This window comes from Cupriavidus sp. 10L45 (assembly GCF_056395225.1).
Window position 1 is genome coordinate 42,077 of record NZ_JBFTJC010000009.1, and the last position, 22,377, is coordinate 64,453.

A 22,377-nucleotide genomic window follows, 5' to 3' on the forward strand; every position below is an offset into this window, starting at 1 on the left:
CCGATGCCCCGCTATCGCGGGCGCTTTGCGCCCTCGCCCACCGGCCCGTTGCACCTGGGCTCGCTGGTCACGGCGCTGGCCAGTTGGCTCGACGCCCGCGCCCATGGTGGCGACTGGCTGGTCCGCATCGAGGACATCGACTATCCGCGCTGCGTGAAGGGCGCCGATTTCGACATCCTGCAGACCCTGGAACGGCTCGGGCTGCACGCCGACGAGGCGCCCGAATGGCAGAGCCGCCGCGAGTCGCTGTACGGCGACGCGCTGCGCCGCCTCGACGCCAGCGGCCAGCTCTACCCCTGCGGCTGCTCGCGCAAGGAGATCGCCGACTCGCTGATCCATGTGCGCGAGCGCCACCAGACGCTCGGCTACCCCGGCACCTGCCGCAACGGCCTGCACGGCAAGCTGCCACGCGCGTGGCGGGTGCGCGTGCCGGACGGCCCGGCCGCCATGATCTGTTTCGACGACCGCTGGCAGGGTCGCCAGTGCCAGGACCTGGAAACGGAACTCGGCGATTTCGTCCTGCGCCGCGCGGACGGCCTGTGGGCCTACCAGCTCGCCGTCGTGGTCGACGACGCCGCGCAAGGCATCACCCATATCGTGCGCGGGTCCGACCTCCTCGACTCCACGCCGCGCCAGATCCATCTGCAACATCTGCTGGGCCTGCCCACGCCGTCCTACCTGCACGTGCCCGTGGTGGTGAATGCCGATGGCGAGAAACTCAGTAAGCAGAGCGGCGCGCAGGCCATCGACACGGCCGCGCCGCTGGAAGCGCTGCGCATGGCCGGGACGCATCTCGGCATCGCCAATGGCGAGACTAGCGTGCCGGGCTGGCTGGCGGCGGCAACCGGGCAGTGGGCGGTGATGCAGCGCTGACCGGGCGCTCTTCAGAACCTCGCGCACCAAACAAAAATGGCACCCGAAGGTGCCATTTTTTTGCCCGGGCAGTCTGTTACGACTTGCGCGGCGCGCCGCCCAGCAGCGCGGCCACGGGACGCTTCGGCGCCGGGCGGCCACGGCTCAGCGCGGCAGCCAGTTGCTCGTCGGCCGGCTGCGCGTTGGCGTGATGGTTCGACGGCTCGTACGGGCGCGAGAAGAACGGATCGTCCGACGGACGGAACGCCTGACGGCCACCGCTTTCGGTGCGGCGACGACGGCCCGGCACGGCTTCCGCCTCCGCCGCCGCTTCACCGCCGTTGTCACGGGTGCGGCGCACATCGGCACGCTGGCGACGACGGTCCGTTTCCTCTGTGCGCGCACGCTCGCCGGTCGGGTCGAAGCCATTCAGCTCGCCGCGCGGAATGCTGCGCTTGATCAGTTTCTCGATATCGGCCAGCAGGCGGTCATCGCCGCCCTGCACGTAGATCGAGAGCGCATCGCCGCTGGCGCCAGCCCGGCCCGTACGGCCGATGCGGTGCACATAGTCTTCCGCGCTGTACGGCAGGTCGAAGTTGATCACGCACGGCATGGCCGGGATGTCCAGGCCACGGGCGGCCACGTCGGTAGCCACCAGAGCGTCGATCGTGCCGGTCTTGAAGCCTTCCAGCGTCTGCATGCGCTCGGTCTGGGTCTTGTCGCCGTGGATGGCGGCGGCGTTGATGCCCTCGCGCTCCAGGTGACGCGCCAGGCGCGAGCAGCCGATCTTGCTGTTGACGAACACGATGCACTGGCGCGAATCGGTTTCCGACGCGCGCTGCTTGAGCAGGTGCACCACGGCGGCCTGCTTGTGGCCGTCTTCCACGCGGTAGACCATCTGGCGCACGTTCTCGTTGGTCGAGTTGCTGCGCGCCACTTCGATCGTCACCGGCTGCTTCAGGTAGCTCGAGGCCAGCCGCTTGATTTCCGGCGAGAACGTGGCCGAGAACAGCAGCGTCTGGCGCTGGGCCGGCAGCAGGTTGATGATGCGCTGCAGGTCCGGCAGGAAGCCCATGTCGAGCATGCGGTCGGCTTCGTCCAGCACCAGCATCTGCACCTGCGACAGGTTCACCGACTTCTGCTGCACGTGGTCCAGCAGGCGGCCCGGCGTGGCGACGAGGATTTCCACGCCACGGCGCAGCGCATCGGTCTGCGGGTTCATGTCTACGCCGCCGAACACCACGGTGCTGCGCAGGTCGGTATGCTTGGCGTAGCGCGCCACGTTGTCGTAGACCTGATCGGCCAGTTCGCGCGTCGGCGTCAGCATCAGCGCACGCACCGGGTGGCGCGCGGGCGAGGCACTCGCGTTCGACATCGGCAGCAGGCTCTGGATGATCGGCAGCGCGAAGCCTGCCGTCTTGCCGGTGCCGGTCTGCGCGGCGCCCATCACGTCCTTGCCGAGGAGGACCACCGGAATGGCCTGCGCCTGGATCGGCGTCGGCGTGGTGTAGCCCTGTTCGGTCAAGGCGCGCAGGATGCGCGAATCCAGCCCGAAGCTTTCGAACGTTTGCTCTGCGGCTGGGGTCTGGTCTGGGGTGGTCGTCATCGTCATGGTTTCGGTGTCTGGCGGGCGAGGCCCGCGCCAACTGACACGCGTCTCGAGAAAGGCATGCCGGGCTGCGCCAACGCGGGGCGTTGGGTCACGATCGGCAATTGCCCAGAAAATCAAAGACTTGGATTCTACCATCAGTGTCCGGTGCATCGTGAGTATCGCCAGATGTCATGTCAACGCCGTGTCACATGGCGCGGCGACGATACTGGCCCGACGATGTGCCGACAGCGGCCCACCTGACCCCGATTCCAGACCCATTCATGCCGAATACGCCACAACTTGCGCCCTCCCCGACCGATCTGGCCCGTCGGCGCTTCCTGCGCACATCGAGCCGCTTTCTGGGTCTGGGTGTCGGCTTGAGTGCACTGAGCGGCACATTGATCGCCGCACCGGCCGTGGTGTCCTCGGCCCGGCCCAGTGCGCCGGCAGGCATTCAGCTGGGCGATCCCTCGGATGACGGCCTCGTGGTCTGGGCCCGCGCCGACCGCCCGGCGCGGATGGTCGTCGAATACAGCACCGACCCGTCGTTCCGCAACGCCGCCCGCCTCTCCGGGCCGCTGGCCATCGCCGAGACCGACCTCACCGCCCGCACGCTGCTGACCGGCCTGGCGCCGGGCCAGCCGTATTTCGTGCGCGTGGCGTTCGAGACCCCGGGCGAGCGGCGCGGACTGGGTCCGTGGCTGGACGGCAGCTTCCGCACCCCCTCGCTGGCCGCCGACCGCCCCGTGCGCTTCGTCTGGTCCGGCGATACGGTCGGCCAGGGCTGGGGCATCAATCCGGAACTGGGCGGCATGCGCATCTACGACGCCATGCGCCAGCGCAACCCTGACTTCTTTATTCACAGCGGCGACACGATCTACGCCGACAGCCCCATCCAGGCCGAGCAGAAGGCCGAGGGCGGCCGGATCTGGAAGAACGTCGTCACCGAAGAAGTCAGCAAGGTGGCCGAGACCCTGAAGGAATTCCGGGGCCGCCATCGCTACAACATGCTCGACGAGAACGTGCGCCGCTTCGCCCGGCAGGTGCCGCAGATCTGGCAGTGGGATGACCACGAGGTGACCAACAACTGGTCCGCGTCGAAGGATCTGTCCGGCGATGCGCGCTACACCGAGAAGGACGTCAGCGTGCTGGTGGCGCGCGGCCAGCGTGCCTTCCTCGAGAACGCGCCGATGCGCTGGCACCGCCAGGGGCTGGACGAGCGCGTGCATCGCCGCATCGCCCAGGGCCCCCTGCTCGATGTGTTTGTGCTCGACATGCGCAGCTTCCGGGGCCCGAACGGCTACAACCGCGAAACCGTGGAAGGCAAGGACACGCCTTTCCTCGGCAACGCGCAGCTGGAATGGCTGATGGCGGAACTGGTGGCGTCGCGCGCCACGTGGAAGGTGATTGCAGCGGATATGCCGATCGGCCTCGGCGTACCCGATGGCAAGGATGCACAGGGCCGCGCGCGCTGGGAGGCCATCGCCAATGGCGACGGCCCGGCGCTGGGCCGCGAACGGGAAACCGCGCGGCTGCTGACGCGGATGCGCCAGGCCGGCCTGAAGAACGTGGTGTGGATCACCGCCGACGTGCACTACTGCGCCGCGCACCACTACGCGCCCGAGCGGGCCGTCTACCGGGATTTCGATCCGTTCTGGGAATTCGTGGCGGGGCCGCTCAACGCGGGCAGCTTCGGTCCCAATCCGCTCGACAACACCTTCGGGCCGCGCGTGGTGTTTCAGAAGGCGCCGACCGCGCAGAACCTGTCGCCGCTGGCCGGTTTCCAGTTTTTCGGCGAGATCAATATCGATCCGGCCTCGCGCGCGCTGACCGTGGATCTGCGCGACCTGAACGGCGTGTCGCAGTACGCGCAGACCTTGCAGGCACAGGGCTGAACAACTGGCGGCGCCCCGCTCCCGGAGGGAGAGGGGTTGGAGGATAGGGCCGGAATATCAACGAAGTTCGACATGTTGATCGGCAAAGGTCCGCCCCATCCCCCGCCCCGCTCCGCTCCGGTATAGGCGAGGAACCGCCAAACGGCCGTCTGAATCGACGGCCAGCCTCAGTCGCTCTTGATATTGTTGTCCTTGATCACCTTGCCCCATTTCGCATAGTCGTTGCGCATGCGCGTGGCGAGCTGATCGGGCGGCATGTAGGACGCCACCGTGCCGGCGCCCAGCATCTTCTGCTGGACGGTCGGATCGGCCAGCGCAGCCTTCAGTTCAGCGGAGAGCTTGGCGACGATCTCCTTCGGCGTGCCGGCCGGCACCAGCAGCCCGCCCCACGACGACGCATCGAAGCCCGGGAAGCCCTGCTCCGCCACCGTCTTCACATCGGGCGTGAAGCTGACGCGCTTGGCCGAGCCCACCGCGATCGGCCGCAGCTTACCGGCCTTGATGTGCGGCAGCGCCGCGATCATGTCCGCGAACATCATCGGCACCTGGCCGGCCAGCAGGTCGGAAATCGCCGGCGCGCTGCCCTTGTACGGCACGTGCTGGACGTCGAAATGGCCGAGGTTCTTCAGCAGTTCCGTCGACAGATGGCCGAAGCTGCCATTACCGGCGCTGGTGTAGTTGAACTCGCCGGGCTTGCCCTTGACCTTGGCGATGTACTGCTGCAGGTCGGTCACATCGGGCATCGACTGCGGATTGACCACCATTACGATCGGCAGCTCATAGGCCGCGCCCACCGGCGTGAGGTCCTTGAACAGGTCGTAGCTCTTGCGCGGAATCAGGTGCGGGGCCAGCAGCGTCGGCGTGGCCAGCATCAGCAGCGTGTAGCCATCAGGCGCGGCCTTGGCCACGGCCTCGGCGCCGATGGTGCCCGAGGCGCCCGGGCGGTTGTCGATCACCACGGTCTGCTTCAGGCTCTCGCCCATCTTCTGGCCGATGATGCGCGCGGCGGTGTCGGTCGGGCCGCCGGCCGGGAACGGCACGATCAGGCGGATCGGCTTGTCCGGGTAGCCCTGCTGGGCCAGCGCGGGCGCGGCGAGCAGCGGCAGCGTGGCGGCGACGGACAGCGCGAGCGCGGAAATCGTAAAACGACGACGTTGGTAATGCACGGTGTTTCCTCCAATGGGCCGGTCGTGGCCGGCTTGCTTCTTCGACTGACTAACTAATAGATACCGCGCGAGATTCAGAGCGTCATCACGCCCGGGCGGAACAGGCGCGGGTCCATCTGGCGCAGGTCATCGGCCACGGCCACGGGGGTGGCGCATTGGTCGAGCACATCGCGCTGCAGGTCCATGCCCGGGGCGATTTCCACCAGCGTCAGGCGCGCTTCGCCATTTGCGTCGGCGCGCATCTCGAACACCGCGCGCTCGGTCACGTACAGCACCGGCACGCCGAGCGAGGCCACGTACGGGCCGTTGAAGCTCAGGTGAGACACCTCGGGCACGATCTTCTTGACGCGGCCTTCGCGCACGATGCGCAGCTGGTCGTCCTCGACGCGGATCTCGAGTCCGCCCGCCGTCAGCGTGCCCATGAAGACCAGCGCGCGGGCGCTCTGGGTGATGTTGATAAAGCCGCCCACGCCCGCGATCAGCGCGCCCTCGCCTTCGCCAAACTTGCTCACGTTGACGTTGCCGTGGCCGTCGAGTTCGGCCAGGCCGAGGATGGCCAGGTCGATGCCGCCGCCCTCGTAGAAATCGAACTGGGCTGGCTGGTCCACCACGGCCTCGGGGTAGGCGGAGGCGCCGAAGCTCAGGCCATCCGCCGGCGTGCCGCCGATGGGGCCCGCCTCCACGGTCAGCGTGAAGCCGCCGAGCCCGGCCTGGTGCGCGAGCGCGCCCACGGCGGCGGGCATGCCCACGCCGAGGTTGACCACGCGCGGCTGGCGGCGCGCGATCTCCATCGCGGCGCGGCGCTGGACGATGGTGCGGGCGTCGAGCGGCGCGGCGGTGGCCGGCAGCGCCTCGGCCTCGCGGGCCGCTTCGGCCGCCGCAGCGGCCTCCCCGCGCCACGGCGTGACATAGGCGGCGTTATAGGTCTCGGCGAACGTCATCTGATGGTGCGCCGGCTCCTCGCTGACCACCACGTAATCGACGAGGATGCCCGGCACGTGAATGGCCTGGAGGTTCTCGTGGTAATCGACGATCGACTCCACCTGCGCGATCACGATGCCGCCCGAGTTGTGCGCGGCCTGCGCCATCGCCAGCAGCTCGTGGTGGAACGCCTCGCGATGCGTGCTCAGGTTGCCGCGCGTGTCCGAGGCGGTGCAGCGGATCAGCGCGCAATGAATCGGAAAGCTCGGATAGAACAGGTATTCGTCGCCCCGGAAATCGACCGCTTCGACCCAGTTGGCGCGGCCTGCCGCGATGGCGTCGTGCGCGCGCTGGTTGATGGCGCCGCCGTGGTAGCGCGCATCCTGCGCGGTGCGCGGATCGACGAAGGTATGGAGGCCGACCTTCGTCATCACGCCCGGCTTGCCGCCGGCGATGGCCCGATACAAGTGGGTCAGCACGCCCTGCGGCAGGTTGAAGCCCTCGCAGTCCTCGTTCATGGCAAGCGTGGCCAGCCGCGTGGCCGAGCGCCAGTGACCGCCGACGATGGTCCGGGTCATGCCGGCATTGCCGAAGTGATTCACCCCGCGCGCGCCGCGGTCGCCCTGGCCGGCCGAATAGACCAGCGTCAGGTCTCGCGGCAGGCCGTCCTGCAGGAAGCGCGACTCCAGCGCCTCGGTCACGCCCTCGGCATGCCCAGCGCCCACGAAGCCTGCGCTGGCCACGGTCCAGCCGCTCTGGACAAGCTCGGCCGCCTGCCGGGTGGTGATCACCTTCATTGCTGTCTCCTGGTTCTTCTTGTGTCGTGGTTTCTACTGACCCACGATTCCCGAACAAATGTTCGCAAAACGCCTATCATACGGATCGGACGCCCGGACGCAAGTGTGCGCCGCATCCCGACAAACCCTGACTTTCCCCTTCATCTGGCCCTTTATCGGCCCTTCCCGACCCTCGCATGACGCGCTCCGACGCCACCGCTGCCAACGACGTTCCCCACGACGCCCCGAAAAAGGACGAGCTGCTCGATTCGCTCACCAAGGGGCTGGCGCTGCTGCGCCTGTACGCGAGCGGCGTGGAACGGCTGACCATGCAGGAGGTGGCCGAGCAACTTGACGTGACCCGCGCCGCCGCGCGCCGGCTGCTGCTGACGCTCGAGCACAACGGCTACCTGGCGCAGGACGGCCGTTACTTTGCGCTGACGCCCAAGGTGATGGACCTCGGCTATGCCTACTTTGCCTCGATGAACCTGCCGCAACTGGCCCGGCCCTATTTGCAGGCGCTCTGTGCCGAGGCGGGCGAAAGCTGCTCGATCGGCATGTTCGACCGCGACTCGGTGGTGCTGGTGGCGCGCGAGGAGCCGAGCCAGATGCTGCGCGTGGACATGGCCATCGGCCGCCGCATGCCCGCCTACGCCCACTCGCTGGGCCGCGTGCTGCTGGCGGGGCTGGACGACGCGGCGCTGGTGACCTATCTGGAATCCGCCGAACTGCGCAAGCTGACGCCGTTCACGATCGACTCGCGGGCGGCGCTGGCGCGCAAGCTCGAACAAGTTCGAGCGGATGGCTTCTGCACGCTGATCAGTGAACTGGTCGATGGCTTCGCCGGGATCTCCGTGCCGCTACGCGACCAGACCGGCAAGACCGTGGCCGGCCTGGGGCTCAGCATGGTGCTGGGCAGCCGCAACCAGGCCTATCTGGAATCGCACTACTTGCCCCCACTGCGCGCGGCGGCGGAGAAGATCGAGGCGATCCTGCGCGCCCGATAGGAAGCATCCGAAACCGGACCCCGGAATGAAAGAGCCCCGCAGGCCGGGGAGGTCGCGGGGCTGAAGTGGTAGCGGGGCAAGGATCCTGTTGCCCCGGGACTATCTTGCGCGAAGGTCCCTCCGCCGACATCACCCATTTGTGGGGAAATTGGTGGGGTATCGCACCTCCGAACGGGCGCACCTTCAGGCGTGTGGCCAATTGCGGAAAACGTCGAATTGCTCTAAGGCGGCGGTGAATGCCGCGAGCGACGGATGTTGCGCCGGCGTCACCCTTCCCGGCAGCAGCGTCTGGGTGAAGGTCCAGACCACAGCGGTGGTCACGTCCGCCTGGGTCAGCGTGCTGGCATCGGCCGGCACGGCGCAGGTTGAAATTTCCTGTTCCAGCAGCGCATAGGCGCGAGCGAGCTGCCCGTCCACGCGGTCCAGCCAGGGCTGGTGCTGCTTCTCGGCCGGGCGCAGGTTGTGCTCGTAGACATCCTGCACGGCCTTTTCGCACGCGGCCAGCGCCAGGCCGATGATGCGCAGCGCCCGCTGGCGCGCGCCCAGCTCAGACGGCATGAGACTGCGCCGTGCCACCGCTTCCGCGTAGTCGATGATCAGCGTGGAATCCATCAGCACGGTGCCGTCGTCGCAGACCAGCGAAGGCGCCTTGACCACCGGATTGATCGCCCGGAACTGCTCGAAGGTGCTGAACACCGATACTGATTCATGCCGGAACGGCACGTCGAGCAAGGCCAGCGAGATGGCCGCGCGCCGCACGTACGGGGAATCGAGCATACCGATCAGTCTCATGTTTCTGCGCTCCGTGGAAGGACAGTCATAGGGAAATTCCGATCCCCATATGATGCGTTGGGCACGTACGGATGCCAACGGTTTTGTGGGGCGCTGCTGAATTCCTGTCGACCTTTGTCGACATTGTCAATCGGGGCTTCAGCGGATCAGGTTGGCGACCGTTAAAGGCGTCATCGTCATCAACCTGGCCGTGCCATGTTCAACAAGCTCTCCATCCGCCTACGTCTCAACGCCGCGCTTGCCCTGCTTGGGACCCTGCTCACAGTCATCGGCATCATCGGCGCGGTGGGCATGCGCGATTCCCGCGCCGATATCCACGAGATCTACACCAACCAGCTGGCCTCCACGGCGCTGGTGGCCAAGTCCCAGCTCAACGCCGCCGTGATCCGCACCACACTGGATCGCGCCGTGTTCCACCCGGATGCCGCCGACGTGCCGGTCACCATCGAGAAGGCGCTGACCTATCGGCAGAAGTCCGAGGCCGCGTGGAGCAAATATCAGGCACTTCCGAAAACGGAAGAGGAAAAGCGCCTGACCGCCGAGGTGGAAGGCAAGCGGGCGACCTTCCTGCGCGATGGCGTGGAGCCCCTGATCGCCGCGCTGCGCGCCAACGACGCCGCCGGCGCCGACAAGGCGGTGATGGTGACGATTCCGCCGCTGTTCGTCGCACTGACCGCCGCCGTGGACGCCCTCGAGCGCAACCAGAGCGACCAGGCCAAGGCGATGTACGAGCACGCCACGGCCCGCGCGCAGCGCTTCCAATGGATGGTGGCCGGTGCCATCGGCCTGGGCATCATCGCCGCACTGGGTTGTGCGGTCGGCCTGCAACGCGCGATCTCGGCGCCGCTGGGCCGCATGCTTGAGAACTTCAGCGAAATTTCTCGGGGCAACCTGACCCAGACCATCCGCGTAACCAGCGAGGACGAGATGGGCGCCCTGACGCGCGGCCTGCAGGAGATGCAGCGCGGCCTGGTAAGCGCCATCCAGACCATGCGTGGCGGCAGCGATGCCATCGCCAGCGCCACGCAGCAGATTGCCGCCGGCAACCTCGACCTCTCGCAACGGACCGAGGAACAGGCGAGCGCGCTCGAGCAGACTGCCGCCAGCATGGAAGAACTGACGTCCATCGTGAAGCAGAACGCGGACAACGCGCGACAGGCCAATGCGCTGGCCACGCAGGCGTCCGACACCGCCTCGCGCGGCGGCGAGGACGTGCGCCGGGTGGTGGACACCATGCGCGATATCCAGCTCGCCTCGCGCAAAATTGGCGATATTACGGGAGTGATCGAAGGCATCGCCTTCCAGACCAACATCCTGGCGCTCAACGCCGCCGTGGAAGCGGCGCGCGCCGGTGAACAGGGCCGCGGCTTCGCCGTCGTGGCGGGCGAGGTGCGCGCGCTGGCGCAGCGCTCGGCTACCGCCGCCAAGGAAATCGTGCAGCTGATTAATGAAACGGTGAGCGAGGTCGAAGCCGGCACACGCCAGGTCGACCAGGCCGGCGCGACGATGAGCGACGTGGTCCAGGCCGTGCGCCGCGTGACGGACATCATGGGCGAGATCAGCGCGGCATCGACCGAACAGAGCGCCGGCATCGAGCAAGTCAGTCTGGCCGTGACCCAGATGGACCAGGTCACGCAGCAAAACGCCGCACTGGTGGAAGAAGCCGCCTCGGCGGCGCAGGCGCTGGAGGAACAGGCCGGGGTGCTGCGCACGACGGTGGCATCGTTCCGGCTGCCGGCCGTGGCGGGTTAAGGGTGGTTTGGCGGCTCGGCGGCGCGCTTTCGTAGTTGTGCGATAGGCGCCGCATTTGCGGCGTGATAGCGTCCGCGTTCTTTCCATTCACACCCAGAGCGCGATGACACTTTCCAGGCCGTTTAGCAATGTGAAGACGCTTCTCCTGATTGCCGCCTCCATGGCGCCAGCCGTGAGTTTTGGCTGCGGGGAGCAGGAGTTTCCGCCGTATGTTTATCCGTCGGTTGCATCCGCAATAAAAAAGGGGTTACGGCATCAACCGTAACCCCTTTTTTACTACCACGTAAGTTGGTGGGCCTCCCGTGAGTCGAACACGGCACCAACGGATTATGAGTCCGCTGCTCTAACCAGGCATGAGCTAGAGGCCCTTGGAGGGCTTAGTTGCCTTCCAGGAAGCTCTTCAGCTTGTCGGAGCGGCTCGGGTGGCGCAGCTTGCGCAGTGCCTTGGCCTCGATCTGGCGAATCCGTTCACGCGTCACGTCGAACTGCTTGCCCACTTCTTCCAGCGTGTGGTCCGTGCTCATTTCGATGCCGAAACGCATCCGCAGCACCTTGGCCTCGCGCGGCGTCAGGCTGTCCAGCACGTCCTTCACCACGTCGCGCATCGAACCATGCAGCGCGGCCTCGGCCGGCGCCAGCGTGTTCGTGTCTTCGATGAAGTCGCCCAGATGCGAGTCGTCGTCGTCACCGATCGGCGTTTCCATGGAGATCGGCTCCTTCGCGATCTTCATGATCTTGCGGATCTTGTCCTCCGGCATCTCCATCTTTTCGGCCAGCGTTGCCGGATCGGGCTCGTTGCCCGTTTCCTGCAGGATCTGACGCGAAATCCGGTTCATCTTGTTGATCGTTTCGATCATGTGCACCGGAATCCGGATCGTGCGTGCCTGATCCGCGATCGAACGCGTAATGGCCTGGCGGATCCACCACGTGGCGTACGTGGAGAACTTGTAGCCGCGACGGTATTCGAACTTGTCCACCGCCTTCATCAGGCCGATGTTGCCTTCCTGGATCAGATCCAGGAACTGCAGGCCACGGTTCGTGTACTTCTTGGCGATCGAGATCACCAGACGCAGGTTGGCCTCGGTCATCTCGCGCTTGGCCTCGCGGGCGCGCTTCTCGCCCTCGGACATCTTGCGGTTGACGTCCTTCAGCTCCTTCAGCGGCAGCACCACGCGCGCCTGCAGGTCGATCAGCTTCTGCTGCAGTTCGTGCACGGCCGGTACGTTACGCTCGACGATCGTGCTGTAGCCCTTGTGGTCGGCCACCACGGTCTCGATCCAGTCCAGGTTCGTCTCGTTGCCCGGGAAGCGGGCGACGAAGTCCGAGCGCGGCATGCCGCACTTGTCCACGACGATGTTCAGGATCGCGCGTTCGAGCTTGCGCACCTCATCCACCTGGCCACGCAGCGTGTCGCACAGGCGCTCCACGTTACGCGCGGTGAAGCGGATGCCCATCAGTTCGGCCTGGATCGCTTCCTGCGCCTTCACGTACGGTTTGGACTTGTAGCCTTCCTTCTCGAAGGCACGGCGCATCTTGTCGAACTGCTCGGCGATCACGCGGAATTTCTCCAGCGCGTTCTGCTTCAGTTCTTCCAGTTGACGTGCGGAAGCCGCGCCGCCAGCAGCGCTGTCGTCCTCGTCTTCCTCGTCGCCGTCGCTTTCCTCGTCGGACTCGACATCTTCCTCCTCGGCTGCCGCTGCGGCCGCAGCCGGGGCTGCTACCGCCACGTCGTCGGCGTTCGGGTCGATCAGGCCATCGACGAACTCGTCGATCTTGATCTCGTCGTTCGCCACGCGCTCGGCGTGCGCCAGGATCTCGGAAATCGTGACCGGGCAGGCCGAGATGGCCATGACCATGTCCTTCAGGCCCGCTTCGATCCGCTTGGCGATCTCGATTTCGCCCTCGCGCGTCAGCAGCTCCACCGTGCCCATTTCGCGCATGTACATGCGGACCGGGTCGGTGGTGCGGCCGAATTCGGAATCGACGGTCGAAAGTGCGGCTTCCGCCTCTTCCTCAGCCTCTTCCTCGCTCGTGGCGGACGGCGCGTTGTCGTTGAGCAGCAGCGTTTCGGCGTCCGGCGCCTGCTCGTAGACGGCGATGCCGATGTCGTTCAGCGTGGCGACCAGCGTGTCGATCGTTTCCGAATCGACCATGTCGTCCGGCAGGTGATCGTTGATTTCCGCGTAGGTCAGGTAGCCGCGCGACTTACCGAGCTTGATCAGCGCCTTGAGCTTCTGGCGGCGGACCTCGAGTTCCTCCTCGGTGCCCTGCTGGGTCGAGGCGAACTCCTTGAGCAGCGCCTTTTCCTTGGCCTTGCGGTCCTTGGCCTTCTGCTTCTCGGTCTTGGGCGCAGCGGTGGCGGCGGGTGCGGCGGCCGCTGGCGCGTCGTTTTCGTAAAACTCTTCAGTCACGTCTTCAGGGGTGCTGTCGTCTTGCTGCATCTCGGCCTTGGGCTTGCGGCCACGCTTCTTGGGCTCCGGCTTGACGGCCGGGGCAGCGGGAGGCTCGGATGCAACGGGTGCGGGAGTCGCGGCACGGGCCTTTGGCGCCACGGCGGCAGCGCCAGTCTTGGCGGCTCCGTTCCGGGTGCTGGCCGTCGTTGCCGCACGCTTGCTCTCGACTTCGGTATTCTGCTGTTTCGCCACGGTGATACTCTTGCCTTTCACGGGTGCAGAAGCGGCATGCATGCCGCTCGTATTGGCGCTATCGCCGCTCTCGCGTGCCGAAGTCGAGGGCTTTGTCTTTTCGGATATGCGATTCCTGGCGGAAGTGGTCCCTGCCGGTGCAGTTGCACCGTGCGCGGGCTTTGCTGGCGCAGACCGGGCTGTTGTCGTCCTGACTGTCGCGGTCGAAGTCTTCGCCGCCGTTGTATTCACGGACGCCTTGCCGCTCCCTGATTGGGGAGCTTTGGAGGGCGCCTTATCGGCTACCCTTTCGGTTGCTTTGGCCTTTGCCATTGGCACGCTCACTTTCGCCAGTACTGGAGAGAGATTTCGCAATCCAAACCGGGCATTGTAGCACGTCACCAACACCCGGCTTCCACTCAGGTAAGGTTTTCACCTGAAAAATCAAGGCTTAAGCACCGGACAAGCGCCAGATATCCCCGTCTGGACACCTACCGTTGTGCACTCAAGCCCCCATTTCACCTTTCCACTGCATCCTGTTCAACACCCTGCCAGCTCAGGCTCCATCGGCCGTGGCGGGCCGCAAGCCAAGCTGGCGGCGCCGCTGCACCTCGGCCACCAGCCAGACCATGCGGGTTTTTTCCGCGTCGCTGGCCCCACCGGCCGAAACTGCCTTTTGGAGCGCTTCCAACTCGCGCTGCAGGGGTTCTGCCAATAATTTGTGGATGGCGCCATCGAATTCCATCGTCGCCGGCTCTTCCTCGATTTCTTCCTTGAGCACCGCCGTCCGGGCTCCCGCGTAGACCTCGGCATAGGGCGTTTGCGCAAGATGCTCGCTGAATGCCGCGAAGTTCACCGCCCCCTGGAGGCCATCACAGGCATCCACCAAGTGAGCGAGTACTTCGGCCTCCGGCCTTGTACTGTCTAGCAGCAGCGCCCGCGTATCGGCATCGAGACGCCCAGCGAGCGACGGATAGCTCATCAGCAACTGAATCACGCGCTGCTCCAGCCCGGTCGGCGCCTGACGGCGCGCGCGCGGCCTGGGCTGGGCGAAACGCCCCACCCGCGACGAATCGCTGCCCAATCCGCACACGGCCTCGATCTCGGCAGGTGTCGTACCGGTAGCATCGGCAAGTTCGCGCACGATCTGTAGGCGCAATCCGCCGGCCGGCATCGACTGGAGCAGCGGCTTGGCCTCGTACTGGGCACGGGCGCGGCCCTCGGGCTGGCGCAGGTCCTGTTCCTCGGTGACCACCTGGAGCAGGAAGCGCGACAGCGGCATCGCGGTCTGCACTTGCCGGGCGAACGCATCGGTGCCCTCTTCCCGTACATAGCTGTCAGGATCGTGTTCTGACGGTAAAAACAGGAAACGGATCGTCTTGTTGTCGGCAACGTGCGGCAAACACGCTTCCAACGCCCGCCTCGCCGCGCGCCGGCCCGCAGAGTCGCCATCGAACGAGAACACCACTGCGTCGGTCTGGCGCAACAGCTTCTGCACGTGCACGGTCGTGCACGCGGTGCCAAGCGTGGCCACGGCATTGGCGAAGCCCAACTGGGCCAACGCCACCACATCCATATAGCCTTCCACCACCAACACGTAGCCATTTTCGCGGATGGCGTGCCGGGCCTCGAACAAGCCGTACAGCTCCGTTCCCTTGCTGAAGAGCGGCGTTTCCGGGGAGTTCAGGTATTTTGGCTCACCCTGACCCATCACCCGGCCCCCAAAGCCGATCACATTCCCCTTGGTGTTGCGGATGGGGAACATGATGCGGTCGCGGAAGCGGTCATAGCGGCGCGGCTTGCCGTCGGCATCGCGCTTCTCGCTCGACTCGATCAGCAACCCGCCCTCGACCAACGGGGCAGCCACATTGTCGTCCCGGTAGCTGCCGAAGACGGCTTCCAGGCCCTGCCAGTCGTCCGGCGCGTAGCCCAGGCCAAAATTCGCCGCGATCTCGCCGGTCAGGCCCCGCCCCTTGAGGTACTGGATGGCCTGCGGCGCCCCGCGCAGTTGCTTGCGATAGAACTCGGTGGCGCGCGTCATGGCATCGGACAACGCCACGGTCTTGGCCTGCTGCTCGGCACGCTGGGCCGGCGGCAGGCGGTCGCGCTCCTCGGGCACCGTCACCCCCACGGACTGCGCCAGCTCGCGCACCGCATCGGGATAGGACTGGCCCGAATACTCCATCAGGAAGCCGATGGCCGAGCCATGTGCGCCGCAGCCAAAGCAGTGATAGAACTGCTTCGTCGGCGACACCGTGAACGACGGGGATTTCTCGTTATGGAACGGGCAGAGGCCCATGAAATTGGCGCCGCCCTTCTTCAGCTGCACATACTTGCCCACCACATCGACAATGTCGACACGGTTGAGCAGGTCCTGAATAAAGGATTGCGGAATCACCCGACTGACCGTCCTGATGGAGGGCGGCCTGCCGCGTTGGCGACCGCTTTTCTGTGAATGCGTGACCGGAACGTCGCCCGGTGGCTATCGAATCATTGTAGTGCAGATGCAACGTGGCGCCCGAAAAACCGGGCTTTCATCGCCAAGCCCCGTCAACCTGACGGCTTCTTCGCCCAACGCCACGCCAACATCCAGAATTTGCCGATTGCCAGTCGATCACTTGCCCGTCAGCGCCGCCTTGACCAGCGCCGAGACGGCCGTCATGTCGGCGCGGCCTGCCAGGCGCGCCTTGACCAAGCCCATGACCTTGCCCATGTCCTGCGGACCGGCCGCGCCGGACTCGGTCACGGCCTTCTGGACTTCGGCAGCCACTTCGGCCTCGGACAGCTGGGCCGGCATATAGGCGGTCAGCACTTCCACCTCGGCCTTCTCCTTGTCAGCGAGGTCGGTACGGCCGGCCTGCTCGAACTGCGAGATGGAGTCCTTGCGCTGCTTGAGCATCTTGTCCACGACGGCGGTGATGCCGGCGTCATCCAGCTCCACACGATCATCTACCTCGCGCTGCTTGATAGCGGCCATGAGCAGGCGGATGGTGCCGAGCCGCTCGGATTCACGGGCGCGCATGGCGGCCTTCATGTCGTCGTTGATGCGGGCTTTGAGGGACATGGCAGATTTCCGAAAGAATGGATGGACAGCAACCAGGCGCGCGCCAGCGCGGCGTCGCCCGGACCGATAATTGGACCTTAACGCAAAAACCCGCCGGAGCCATGCCCGCAGCGGGTTCGGAGCTGACGCAAGGCGCGATCAGTAGAGCTTCTTGGGCAGCGTCTGGCTGCGGATGCGCTTGTAATGGCGCTTCACCGCGGCGTCCCGCTTACGCTTGCGCTCGGCGGTCGGCTTCTCGTAAAACTCTCGCGCGCGCAGTTCGGTAATCAGCCCGTTCTTCTCGATGGTGCGCTTGAAGCGGCGCATCGCGACTTCGAACGGTTCATTTTCTTTGAGGCGAATCGTCGTCATTTGGCCAAAAAGGAAAGAAGAGACTGCCGGCTGCCAGCCCTTGCCAGCGTGATGAGAGCGCCGATTGTAGCGCAAGGCCTGTGACGCTGCACGCGCATCGGCCCCGCCTGGACGGACCGTGCCGGCTACGCCACAGCGCTCGCGCCACGTGATGCTTCCGCCACTGCTTCGCCGGCCGCGACGGCCGATGCCCAGGCCCACTGGAAGTTGTAGCCGCCCAGCCAGCCGGTCACGTCGACCACCTCGCCGATGAAGTAGAGCCCGTCCACCTCGCGCGCCATCATCGTGGCGGAGGACAGCCCGCGCGTGTCCACGCCGCCGATCGTCACTTCGGCCTTCTTGTAGCCCTCGGTGCCCGAGGGCACCAGTTGCCAGCGGTTCAGCGCGTCGCCAAGCTGGCGCAGCGCCTTGTCCGGCAGGTCCGCCACCGGCTGGGCGCCCGGCAGGCCGGCCGCCGCGCACCATGCGTCGGCCAGCCGCGACGGCAGGCGTTCGCCGAGCAGGTTCGCCAGATGCTTGCGGCTGCCCTTTTTATGTCCGATCAGCCAGTCGGCGGCATCCTCGCCATCGAACAGATCGATCTCGATCGGCGTGCCGGGGCGCCAGAAGCTGGAAATCTGCAGCACGGCCGGGCCGGACAGCCCGCGGTGCGTCCACAGCAGATCTTCCTTGAACGCGCCGGCCGCCTTGCCGCTGCCGGTGCTGATGTCGACTTCCATCGACACTCCCGCAAGCGGCACGAAGGGCTGCCACGCCTGACCATCGAACGTCAGCGGCACCAGGGCGGGCCGCGTATCGATCATCTTGAGCCCGAACTGGCGGGCGATGCGATAGCCAAAATCCGTGGCGCCGATCTTCGGGATCGACAAACCACCCGTCGCCACGACCACCGCACCGGCGCGGACCGTGCCCTGCGTGGTCAGCAGCAGATAGTCATCGCCTTCGCGGCGAATCTCATCGATGGTGCAGCCGGTGCGCCAGTGCACGCTGCCCGCGTCACATTCGGCGCGCAGCATCTGGATCACGTCCTCGGCGCTGTCATTACAGAAAAGCTGGCCGCGATGTTTCTCATGCCAGCCGATGTCATACCGGCGCATCAGCGCCAGGAAGTCCTGCGGGGTGTAGCGCGCCAGCGCCGACCGGCAGAAATGCGGGTTCGATGACAGGTAGTTGGCCGGGCCGGCCTGGAGATTGGTGAAATTGCAGCGGCCACCGCCCGAGATGCGAATTTTCTCAGCGAGCCGCGTCGCGTGGTCGATCAGCACCACACGCGCCCCGCGCTGCCCGGCCACGGCGGCACACATCATGCCGGCCGCACCCGCGCCCAGCACTGCCACGTCGAACCGCTCGGCCTTGCCCTTCATCGCCCCTGTTGTCATACCTGCCTTTCAAGAAGCGTGGATTGTAGCGAAAAGCCGCGCCGGCGCACCGCCTGCCGCTGTGCTACCCTGCTGTCCTTCCCTATTTATGCGCACTTGCCGGCACGATCGACGCCAATTCAGCGTTTATCGCACTGGCCGTTCCTGTTTTCCATGCTCGTCCTCGGTATCGAATCCTCCTGCGATGAAACCGGGCTGGCCCTCTATGACACCGAGGCCGGCCTGCTCGCGCACGCGCTGCATTCGCAGATCGCCATGCACCGCGAATACGGCGGCGTGGTGCCCGAACTGGCCTCGCGCGACCATATCCGCCGCGTGCTGCCCCTGCTGCGCCAGGTGCTGGACGACGCCGGCCGCACGCGCCAGGACATCGACGCCATCGCCTACACCCAGGGGCCGGGGCTCGCCGGCGCGCTGCTGGTGGGGGCTTCCGTCGCCAACGCACTCGGATTCGCGCTGAACGTGCCCATGGTGGGCGTCCATCATCTGGAAGGCCACCTGCTCTCGCCGCTGCTGACCGACGCACCGCCGCCCTTCCCGTTCATCGCGCTGCTGGTCTCGGGCGGCCATACGCAGTTGATGGAGGTCAAGGGCGTGGGCGACTACACGCTGCTGGGCGAGACCCTCGACGATGCCGCCGGCGAAGCCTTCGACAAGACCGCCAAGCTGCTCGGCCTCGGCTATCCGGGTGGCCCGGAAGTGTCGCGGATGGCCGCGTTCGGCTCGCCGGGCGCGTTCGACCTGCCCCGGCCGATGCTCCATTCGGGCAATCTCGATTTCTCGTTCGCGGGGCTCAAGACCGCCGTATTGACACAAACCCGCAAGCTTTCGAATCCGTGCGAGCAGGATCGTGCCAACCTCGCGCGCGCCTTTGTCGATGCCATCGTCGACGTGCTTTCGGCCAAGTCGTTCGCCGCGCTCAAGCAGACCGGGCACAAGCGCCTGGTGGTGGCCGGCGGCGTGGGCGCCAACCAGCAACTGCGCGAGCGCCTGAACGAGATGGGCCGCCGCCGCAAGGTGGACGTCTACTACCCCGACCTCGCCTTCTGCACCGATAACGGTGCGATGATCGCGTTTGCCGGCGCCATGCGGCTCCAGGCGGCGCCGCAGGTGGCCCGTCACGGCTACGACTACGGCGTCACGCCGCGCTGGGATCTGGCCGACATCCGCCTGCCCGCCTGAGGCCTAAGGTCGAGGGAATCCTCCAGGTCCGATCGGCAGCCGGCTACGGCCTGCACGAAGGTGGCGGAGGTGCTGGCAGGCACGCCGGCGGTGAACCTCCTCTGATCCGCCGTGCAACGAGTAAAAAAGCCACCCGAGGGTGGCTTTTTTCTTGGCGACGACGCGCTCAGGCGGGCTGCCGCTTGTCGTGCTCGATCACGGCGTAGGCGCTGTGATTGTGGATGGACTCGAAATTCTCCGCTTCCAGCGTGTACGCGACGATCCGCGCATCGGCGTTGAGCCGCATCGCGATGTCTCGCACGAGGTCTTCGACGAACTTCGGGTTCTCGTAGGCGCGCTCGGTCACGAACTTCTCGTCCGGGCGCTTGAGCAGACCCCACAGTTCGCACGACGCCTCTTCCTCGGCCATGCGCACCAGCGCTTCCACGGGCAGGTCGCCGACCAGTTCCACGCGCATCGTGATATGCGAGCGCTGGTTGTGCGCGCCGTACTGCGAGATCTTCTTCGAGCACGGGCACAGGCTGGTCACCGGCACCAGCGCGGTCAACCACAGGCGCGATTGGCCGTCGCGGACCTCACCCGTCAGCGTGACCGCGTAGTCCATCAGCGATTCCACGCCGGACACCGGCGCGGTCTTCGAGATGAAATACGGGAACGTGACCTCGATGCGGCCGGCGTCGGCTTCCAGGCGCACCAGCATGTCGTCCAGCAGCGTGCGGAACGCGGCCAGGTCGAGCGGGGCGCGGTGGTCCTCCAGCAGCGCCACGAAGCGCGACATATGCGTGCCCTTCTGGTCCGCCGGCAGGCGTACATCGAGATCGAAGGTGCCCACGGTGGCCACTACGCCGGCCGGGGTCTTCAGCGAGAGCGGATAGCGCACGCCCTTGACGCCCACGCGCTGGATCACGATCTGGCGGGTGTCCACGCTCGACTGCACGTCGGGCATGACGAAGGCGGGATTGATGTCGTTCATCTACGGTTTCCTTTACGGTCGCGGCGGTCATCCCCCGCGCAACGAGTGTGAAAAAAGAAGCCGGCGCGGGATGGGCCGCGCCGGCTTTTACTGCCTGGAACTGCCGTGCGGATCAGGCCACGCGCGGCGTGGCGACCTTGACGGGCGCCTCGGCGATGGCGAAACGCTCGCGCACCGAACGCTCGATGCCGGCGGCGTCGAGGCCGCACTGCGACAGCAGGAACGCCGGATCGCCATGATCGATGAACTTGTCGGGCAGGCCCAGCACCAGCACCGGAATGTCGATGCCAGCCTCGGCCAGCGCCTCCAGGACCGCGCTGCCCGCGCCGCCCATCGTGCTGCCCTCCTCCACAGTCACGAGGTAGTCGTGGTTCGCGGCCAGCGACTTCACCAGCTCCACGTCCAGCGGCTTGACGAAGCGCATGTTGGCCACGGAGGCGTCCAGTGCCTCGGCCGCGCCCAGTGCCGGGTGCAGCATCGAGCCAAACGCCAGGAACGCCACGCGCTGGCCCGCGCGGGCATGGCCCTCGCGGCGCATCTCGCCCTTGCCTACCGGCAGCGCGGTCAGCGCGGCCTCGGTAGCCACGCCGGCGCCGGCGCCGCGCGGATAGCGCACGGCGGTCGGGCAATCCTGCTGGAACGCCGTGGTCAGCAACTGGCGGCACTCGTTCTCATCGGCCGGCGTCATCACCATCATGTTGGGGATGCAGCGCAGGTAGGCGATGTCGTAGGCACCGGCGTGCGTGGCGCCATCGGCGCCCACCAGGCCGGCGCGGTCCAGCGCGAACACCACGGGCAGGTTCTGCAGCGCCACGTCGTGGATCAGCTGGTCATAGCCGCGTTGCAGGAAGGTCGAGTAGATCGCCACGACCGGCTTCAGTCCCTCGCAGGCCAGGCCACCGGCAAAGGTCACCGCGTGCTGCTCGGCGATGCCCACGTCGTAGTAGCGGTCCGGGAAGCGCTTCTCGAACTCGACCATGCCCGAGCCCTCGCGCATGGCCGGCGTCACGCCGATCACACGCTTGTCGGCAGCGGCCATGTCGCACAGCCATTCGCCGAAAACCTGCGTGTAGGTCTTGCGCGACGGCTTGGCAGACGGGCGGATGCCCTCGGCCGGATTGAACTTGCCGGGGCCGTGATACAGGATCGGGTCGGCCTCGGCCAGCTTGTAGCCCTGGCCCTTCTTGGTCACCACGTGCAGGAACTGCGGGCCGTGGCCTTCCAGCGCGCGCTGGCGAATGTTCTGCAGCGTCGGCACCAGCGAGTTCAGGTCGTGACCATCGATCGGGCCGATGTAGTCGAAGCCGAATTCCTCGAACAGCGTGGCCGGCACGACCATGCCCTTGGCATGTTCTTCCAGCCGTTTTGCGAATTCCAGCACCGGCGGGGCCACCGACAGCACGCGCTCGATGCCCTTCTTGGTGGCCGCGTAGAACTGGCCGGAGAGCAGGCGCGCGAGGTGGCGGTTCAGCATGCCCACCGGCGGCGAGATCGACATGTCGTTGTCGTTCAGCACCACCAGCAGCGGCAGGTCCTTGTAGACGCCGGCGTTGTTCATCGCTTCGAAGGCCATGCCGGCGGTCATCGCGCCGTCGCCGATCACGGCGATGCCGACGCGCTTCTCGCCCTTGGTGCGGGCGCCCAGGGCCATGCCCAGCGCGGCCGAGATCGAGGTGGACGAGTGGGCGGTGCCAAAGGTGTCGAACTCGCTCTCCGCGCGGCGCGGGAAGCCCGAGATGCCACCGTACTGGCGCAGCGTGGACATGCGGTCGCGGCGGCCGGTCAGGATCTTGTGAGGGTAGCTCTGATGGCCCACGTCCCAGACCACGCGGTCGGACGGGGTATCGAACACATAGTGGAGCGCAATGGTCAGCTCCACCGTGCCGAGGTTGGACGACAGGTGCCCGCCGGTCTGGGAGACCGATTCCAGCACATAGGCGCGCAGTTCGTCAGCCAGCGTGTCGAGCTGGCGTCGATCCAGCTTGCGCAGGTCTGCGGGTTCGTCGATTTTGTTGAGCAGCGTGTAGGTCATGATGTCCGTTCGGCCGCCGG

17 protein-coding genes and 1 tRNA gene are annotated in these 22,377 nt (G+C 66.3%); 6 read left to right on the plus strand and 12 right to left on the minus strand.

Annotated elements, in window-relative coordinates; translation table 11 throughout:
- Positions 1-3 precede the first annotated feature (3 nt).
- Complete coding sequence (gene gluQRS, locus AC1DFU_RS17005) at positions 4-873, plus strand: tRNA glutamyl-Q(34) synthetase GluQRS (protein ID WP_092290326.1); 870 nt, start codon at positions 4-6, stop codon at positions 871-873.
- A 76-nt stretch (positions 874-949) separates the two neighbouring features.
- Here the strand turns inward: gluQRS and AC1DFU_RS17010 are convergent, their stop codons facing one another.
- Positions 950-2,464, minus strand: coding sequence for a DEAD/DEAH box helicase (locus AC1DFU_RS17010; RefSeq protein ID WP_092290328.1), 1,515 nt, complete (start codon positions 2,462-2,464; stop codon positions 950-952).
- A 260-nt stretch (positions 2,465-2,724) separates the two neighbouring features.
- On the opposite strand from AC1DFU_RS17010, the gene AC1DFU_RS17015 reads away from it, so the two are divergent.
- Positions 2,725-4,338, plus strand: coding sequence for an alkaline phosphatase D family protein (locus AC1DFU_RS17015; RefSeq protein WP_477159785.1), 1,614 nt, complete (start codon positions 2,725-2,727; stop codon positions 4,336-4,338).
- 167 nt (positions 4,339-4,505) lie between these two features.
- Here the strand turns inward: AC1DFU_RS17015 and AC1DFU_RS17020 are convergent, their stop codons facing one another.
- Together AC1DFU_RS17020 and AC1DFU_RS17025 are read right to left on the minus strand one after the other, a co-directional pair.
- A complete protein-coding gene (locus AC1DFU_RS17020) occupies positions 4,506-5,504 on the minus strand; it encodes a Bug family tripartite tricarboxylate transporter substrate binding protein (protein ID WP_441590573.1) in 999 nt (332 codons plus the stop codon).
- 74 nt (positions 5,505-5,578) lie between these two features.
- On the minus strand, positions 5,579-7,222 hold the full coding sequence (locus tag AC1DFU_RS17025) for an acyl CoA:acetate/3-ketoacid CoA transferase (protein WP_092290334.1): 1,644 nt from the start codon (positions 7,220-7,222) through the stop codon (positions 5,579-5,581).
- A gap of 176 nt (positions 7,223-7,398) precedes the next feature.
- On the opposite strand from AC1DFU_RS17025, the gene AC1DFU_RS17030 reads away from it, so the two are divergent.
- Entirely contained in the window at positions 7,399-8,208 is an 810-nt protein-coding gene (locus AC1DFU_RS17030) for an IclR family transcriptional regulator domain-containing protein (RefSeq protein WP_441590574.1), read from the plus strand.
- A gap of 183 nt (positions 8,209-8,391) precedes the next feature.
- On the opposite strand, the gene AC1DFU_RS17035 is transcribed toward AC1DFU_RS17030, so the two are convergent.
- On the minus strand, positions 8,392-9,000 hold the full coding sequence (locus tag AC1DFU_RS17035; RefSeq protein WP_441590575.1) for a glutathione S-transferase: 609 nt from the start codon (positions 8,998-9,000) through the stop codon (positions 8,392-8,394).
- Between the two features lie 195 nt (positions 9,001-9,195).
- Here AC1DFU_RS17035 and AC1DFU_RS17040 point away from each other — a divergent pair, with 195 nt between their 5' ends.
- Positions 9,196-10,752, plus strand: coding sequence for a methyl-accepting chemotaxis protein (locus AC1DFU_RS17040; RefSeq protein ID WP_441590576.1), 1,557 nt, complete (start codon positions 9,196-9,198; stop codon positions 10,750-10,752).
- Positions 10,753-11,041: 289 nt separating this feature from the next.
- On the opposite strand, the gene AC1DFU_RS17045 is transcribed toward AC1DFU_RS17040, so the two are convergent.
- Both AC1DFU_RS17045 and rpoD read right to left on the minus strand, forming a co-directional pair.
- A tRNA-Ile gene (locus tag AC1DFU_RS17045) sits at positions 11,042-11,120 on the minus strand.
- A 9-nt stretch (positions 11,121-11,129) separates the two neighbouring features.
- On the minus strand, positions 11,130-13,439 hold the full coding sequence (gene rpoD, locus AC1DFU_RS17050) for an RNA polymerase sigma factor RpoD (protein ID WP_255370670.1): 2,310 nt from the start codon (positions 13,437-13,439) through the stop codon (positions 11,130-11,132).
- On the opposite strand from rpoD, the gene AC1DFU_RS17055 reads away from it, so the two are divergent.
- Positions 13,438-13,770, plus strand: a complete 333-nt coding sequence (locus AC1DFU_RS17055; RefSeq protein ID WP_255370671.1) for a hypothetical protein — start codon at positions 13,438-13,440, stop codon at positions 13,768-13,770. The genes rpoD and AC1DFU_RS17055 overlap by 2 nt on opposite strands.
- Positions 13,771-13,932: 162 nt before the next feature.
- Here the strand turns inward: AC1DFU_RS17055 and dnaG are convergent, their stop codons facing one another.
- The 4 genes from dnaG to AC1DFU_RS17075 form a co-directional block, all read right to left on the minus strand.
- Positions 13,933-15,774: a DNA primase gene (dnaG, locus tag AC1DFU_RS17060; protein ID WP_092290344.1), complete on the minus strand. Its 1,842-nt coding sequence runs from the start codon at positions 15,772-15,774 to the stop codon at positions 13,933-13,935.
- Between the two features lie 216 nt (positions 15,775-15,990).
- The gene (locus AC1DFU_RS17065; RefSeq protein WP_092290346.1) at positions 15,991-16,440 is read right to left on the minus strand and encodes a GatB/YqeY domain-containing protein; all 450 of its coding nucleotides are present in this window, start codon (positions 16,438-16,440) and stop codon (positions 15,991-15,993) included.
- A gap of 138 nt (positions 16,441-16,578) precedes the next feature.
- A complete protein-coding gene (gene rpsU / locus AC1DFU_RS17070; protein ID WP_092290348.1) occupies positions 16,579-16,791 on the minus strand; it encodes a 30S ribosomal protein S21 in 213 nt (70 codons plus the stop codon).
- Between the two features lie 125 nt (positions 16,792-16,916).
- Positions 16,917-18,170 carry a BaiN/RdsA family NAD(P)/FAD-dependent oxidoreductase gene (locus AC1DFU_RS17075; protein ID WP_441590577.1) on the minus strand — a complete coding sequence of 418 codons (1,254 nt, stop codon included), beginning with the start codon at positions 18,168-18,170 and terminating at the stop codon, positions 16,917-16,919.
- A 153-nt stretch (positions 18,171-18,323) separates the two neighbouring features.
- Between AC1DFU_RS17075 and tsaD the strand changes: the two genes are divergently transcribed.
- On the plus strand, positions 18,324-19,352 hold the full coding sequence (tsaD, locus tag AC1DFU_RS17080; RefSeq protein ID WP_092290352.1) for a tRNA (adenosine(37)-N6)-threonylcarbamoyltransferase complex transferase subunit TsaD: 1,029 nt from the start codon (positions 18,324-18,326) through the stop codon (positions 19,350-19,352).
- 166 nt (positions 19,353-19,518) lie between these two features.
- Here tsaD and folE2 read toward each other — a convergent pair whose 3' ends face one another.
- Positions 19,519-20,325 carry a GTP cyclohydrolase FolE2 gene (gene folE2, locus AC1DFU_RS17085; RefSeq protein ID WP_092290354.1) on the minus strand — a complete coding sequence of 269 codons (807 nt, stop codon included), beginning with the start codon at positions 20,323-20,325 and terminating at the stop codon, positions 19,519-19,521.
- 112 nt (positions 20,326-20,437) lie between these two features.
- Positions 20,438-22,357, minus strand: a complete 1,920-nt coding sequence (gene dxs / locus AC1DFU_RS17090; protein WP_092290356.1) for a 1-deoxy-D-xylulose-5-phosphate synthase — start codon at positions 22,355-22,357, stop codon at positions 20,438-20,440.
- Between the last annotated feature and the right edge of the window lie 20 nt (positions 22,358-22,377).

Excerpts from the sequence above, each read along its gene's own strand:
- gluQRS (WP_092290326.1), top strand. The coding sequence starts at position 4 with ATGCCCCGCTATCGCGGGCGCTTTGCGCCCTCGCCCACCGGCCCGTTG.
- AC1DFU_RS17010 (WP_092290328.1), bottom strand. The coding sequence starts at position 2,464 with ATGACGATGACGACCACCCCAGACCAGACCCCAGCCGCAGAGCAAACG.
- AC1DFU_RS17015 (WP_477159785.1), top strand. The coding sequence starts at position 2,725 with ATGCCGAATACGCCACAACTTGCGCCCTCCCCGACCGATCTGGCCCGT.
- AC1DFU_RS17025 (WP_092290334.1), bottom strand. The coding sequence starts at position 7,222 with ATGAAGGTGATCACCACCCGGCAGGCGGCCGAGCTTGTCCAGAGCGGC.
- AC1DFU_RS17030 (WP_441590574.1), top strand. The coding sequence starts at position 7,399 with ATGACGCGCTCCGACGCCACCGCTGCCAACGACGTTCCCCACGACGCC.
- AC1DFU_RS17035 (WP_441590575.1), bottom strand. The coding sequence starts at position 9,000 with ATGAGACTGATCGGTATGCTCGATTCCCCGTACGTGCGGCGCGCGGCC.
- AC1DFU_RS17040 (WP_441590576.1), top strand. The coding sequence starts at position 9,196 with ATGTTCAACAAGCTCTCCATCCGCCTACGTCTCAACGCCGCGCTTGCC.
- AC1DFU_RS17055 (WP_255370671.1), top strand. The coding sequence starts at position 13,438 with ATGCCGCTCGTATTGGCGCTATCGCCGCTCTCGCGTGCCGAAGTCGAG.
- rpoD (WP_255370670.1), bottom strand. The coding sequence starts at position 13,439 with ATGCATGCCGCTTCTGCACCCGTGAAAGGCAAGAGTATCACCGTGGCG.
- AC1DFU_RS17065 (WP_092290346.1), bottom strand. The coding sequence starts at position 16,440 with ATGTCCCTCAAAGCCCGCATCAACGACGACATGAAGGCCGCCATGCGC.
- rpsU (WP_092290348.1), bottom strand. The coding sequence starts at position 16,791 with ATGACGACGATTCGCCTCAAAGAAAATGAACCGTTCGAAGTCGCGATG.
- AC1DFU_RS17075 (WP_441590577.1), bottom strand. The coding sequence starts at position 18,170 with ATGACAACAGGGGCGATGAAGGGCAAGGCCGAGCGGTTCGACGTGGCA.
- tsaD (WP_092290352.1), top strand. The coding sequence starts at position 18,324 with ATGCTCGTCCTCGGTATCGAATCCTCCTGCGATGAAACCGGGCTGGCC.
- folE2 (WP_092290354.1), bottom strand. The coding sequence starts at position 20,325 with ATGAACGACATCAATCCCGCCTTCGTCATGCCCGACGTGCAGTCGAGC.
- dxs (WP_092290356.1), bottom strand. The coding sequence starts at position 22,357 with ATGACCTACACGCTGCTCAACAAAATCGACGAACCCGCAGACCTGCGC.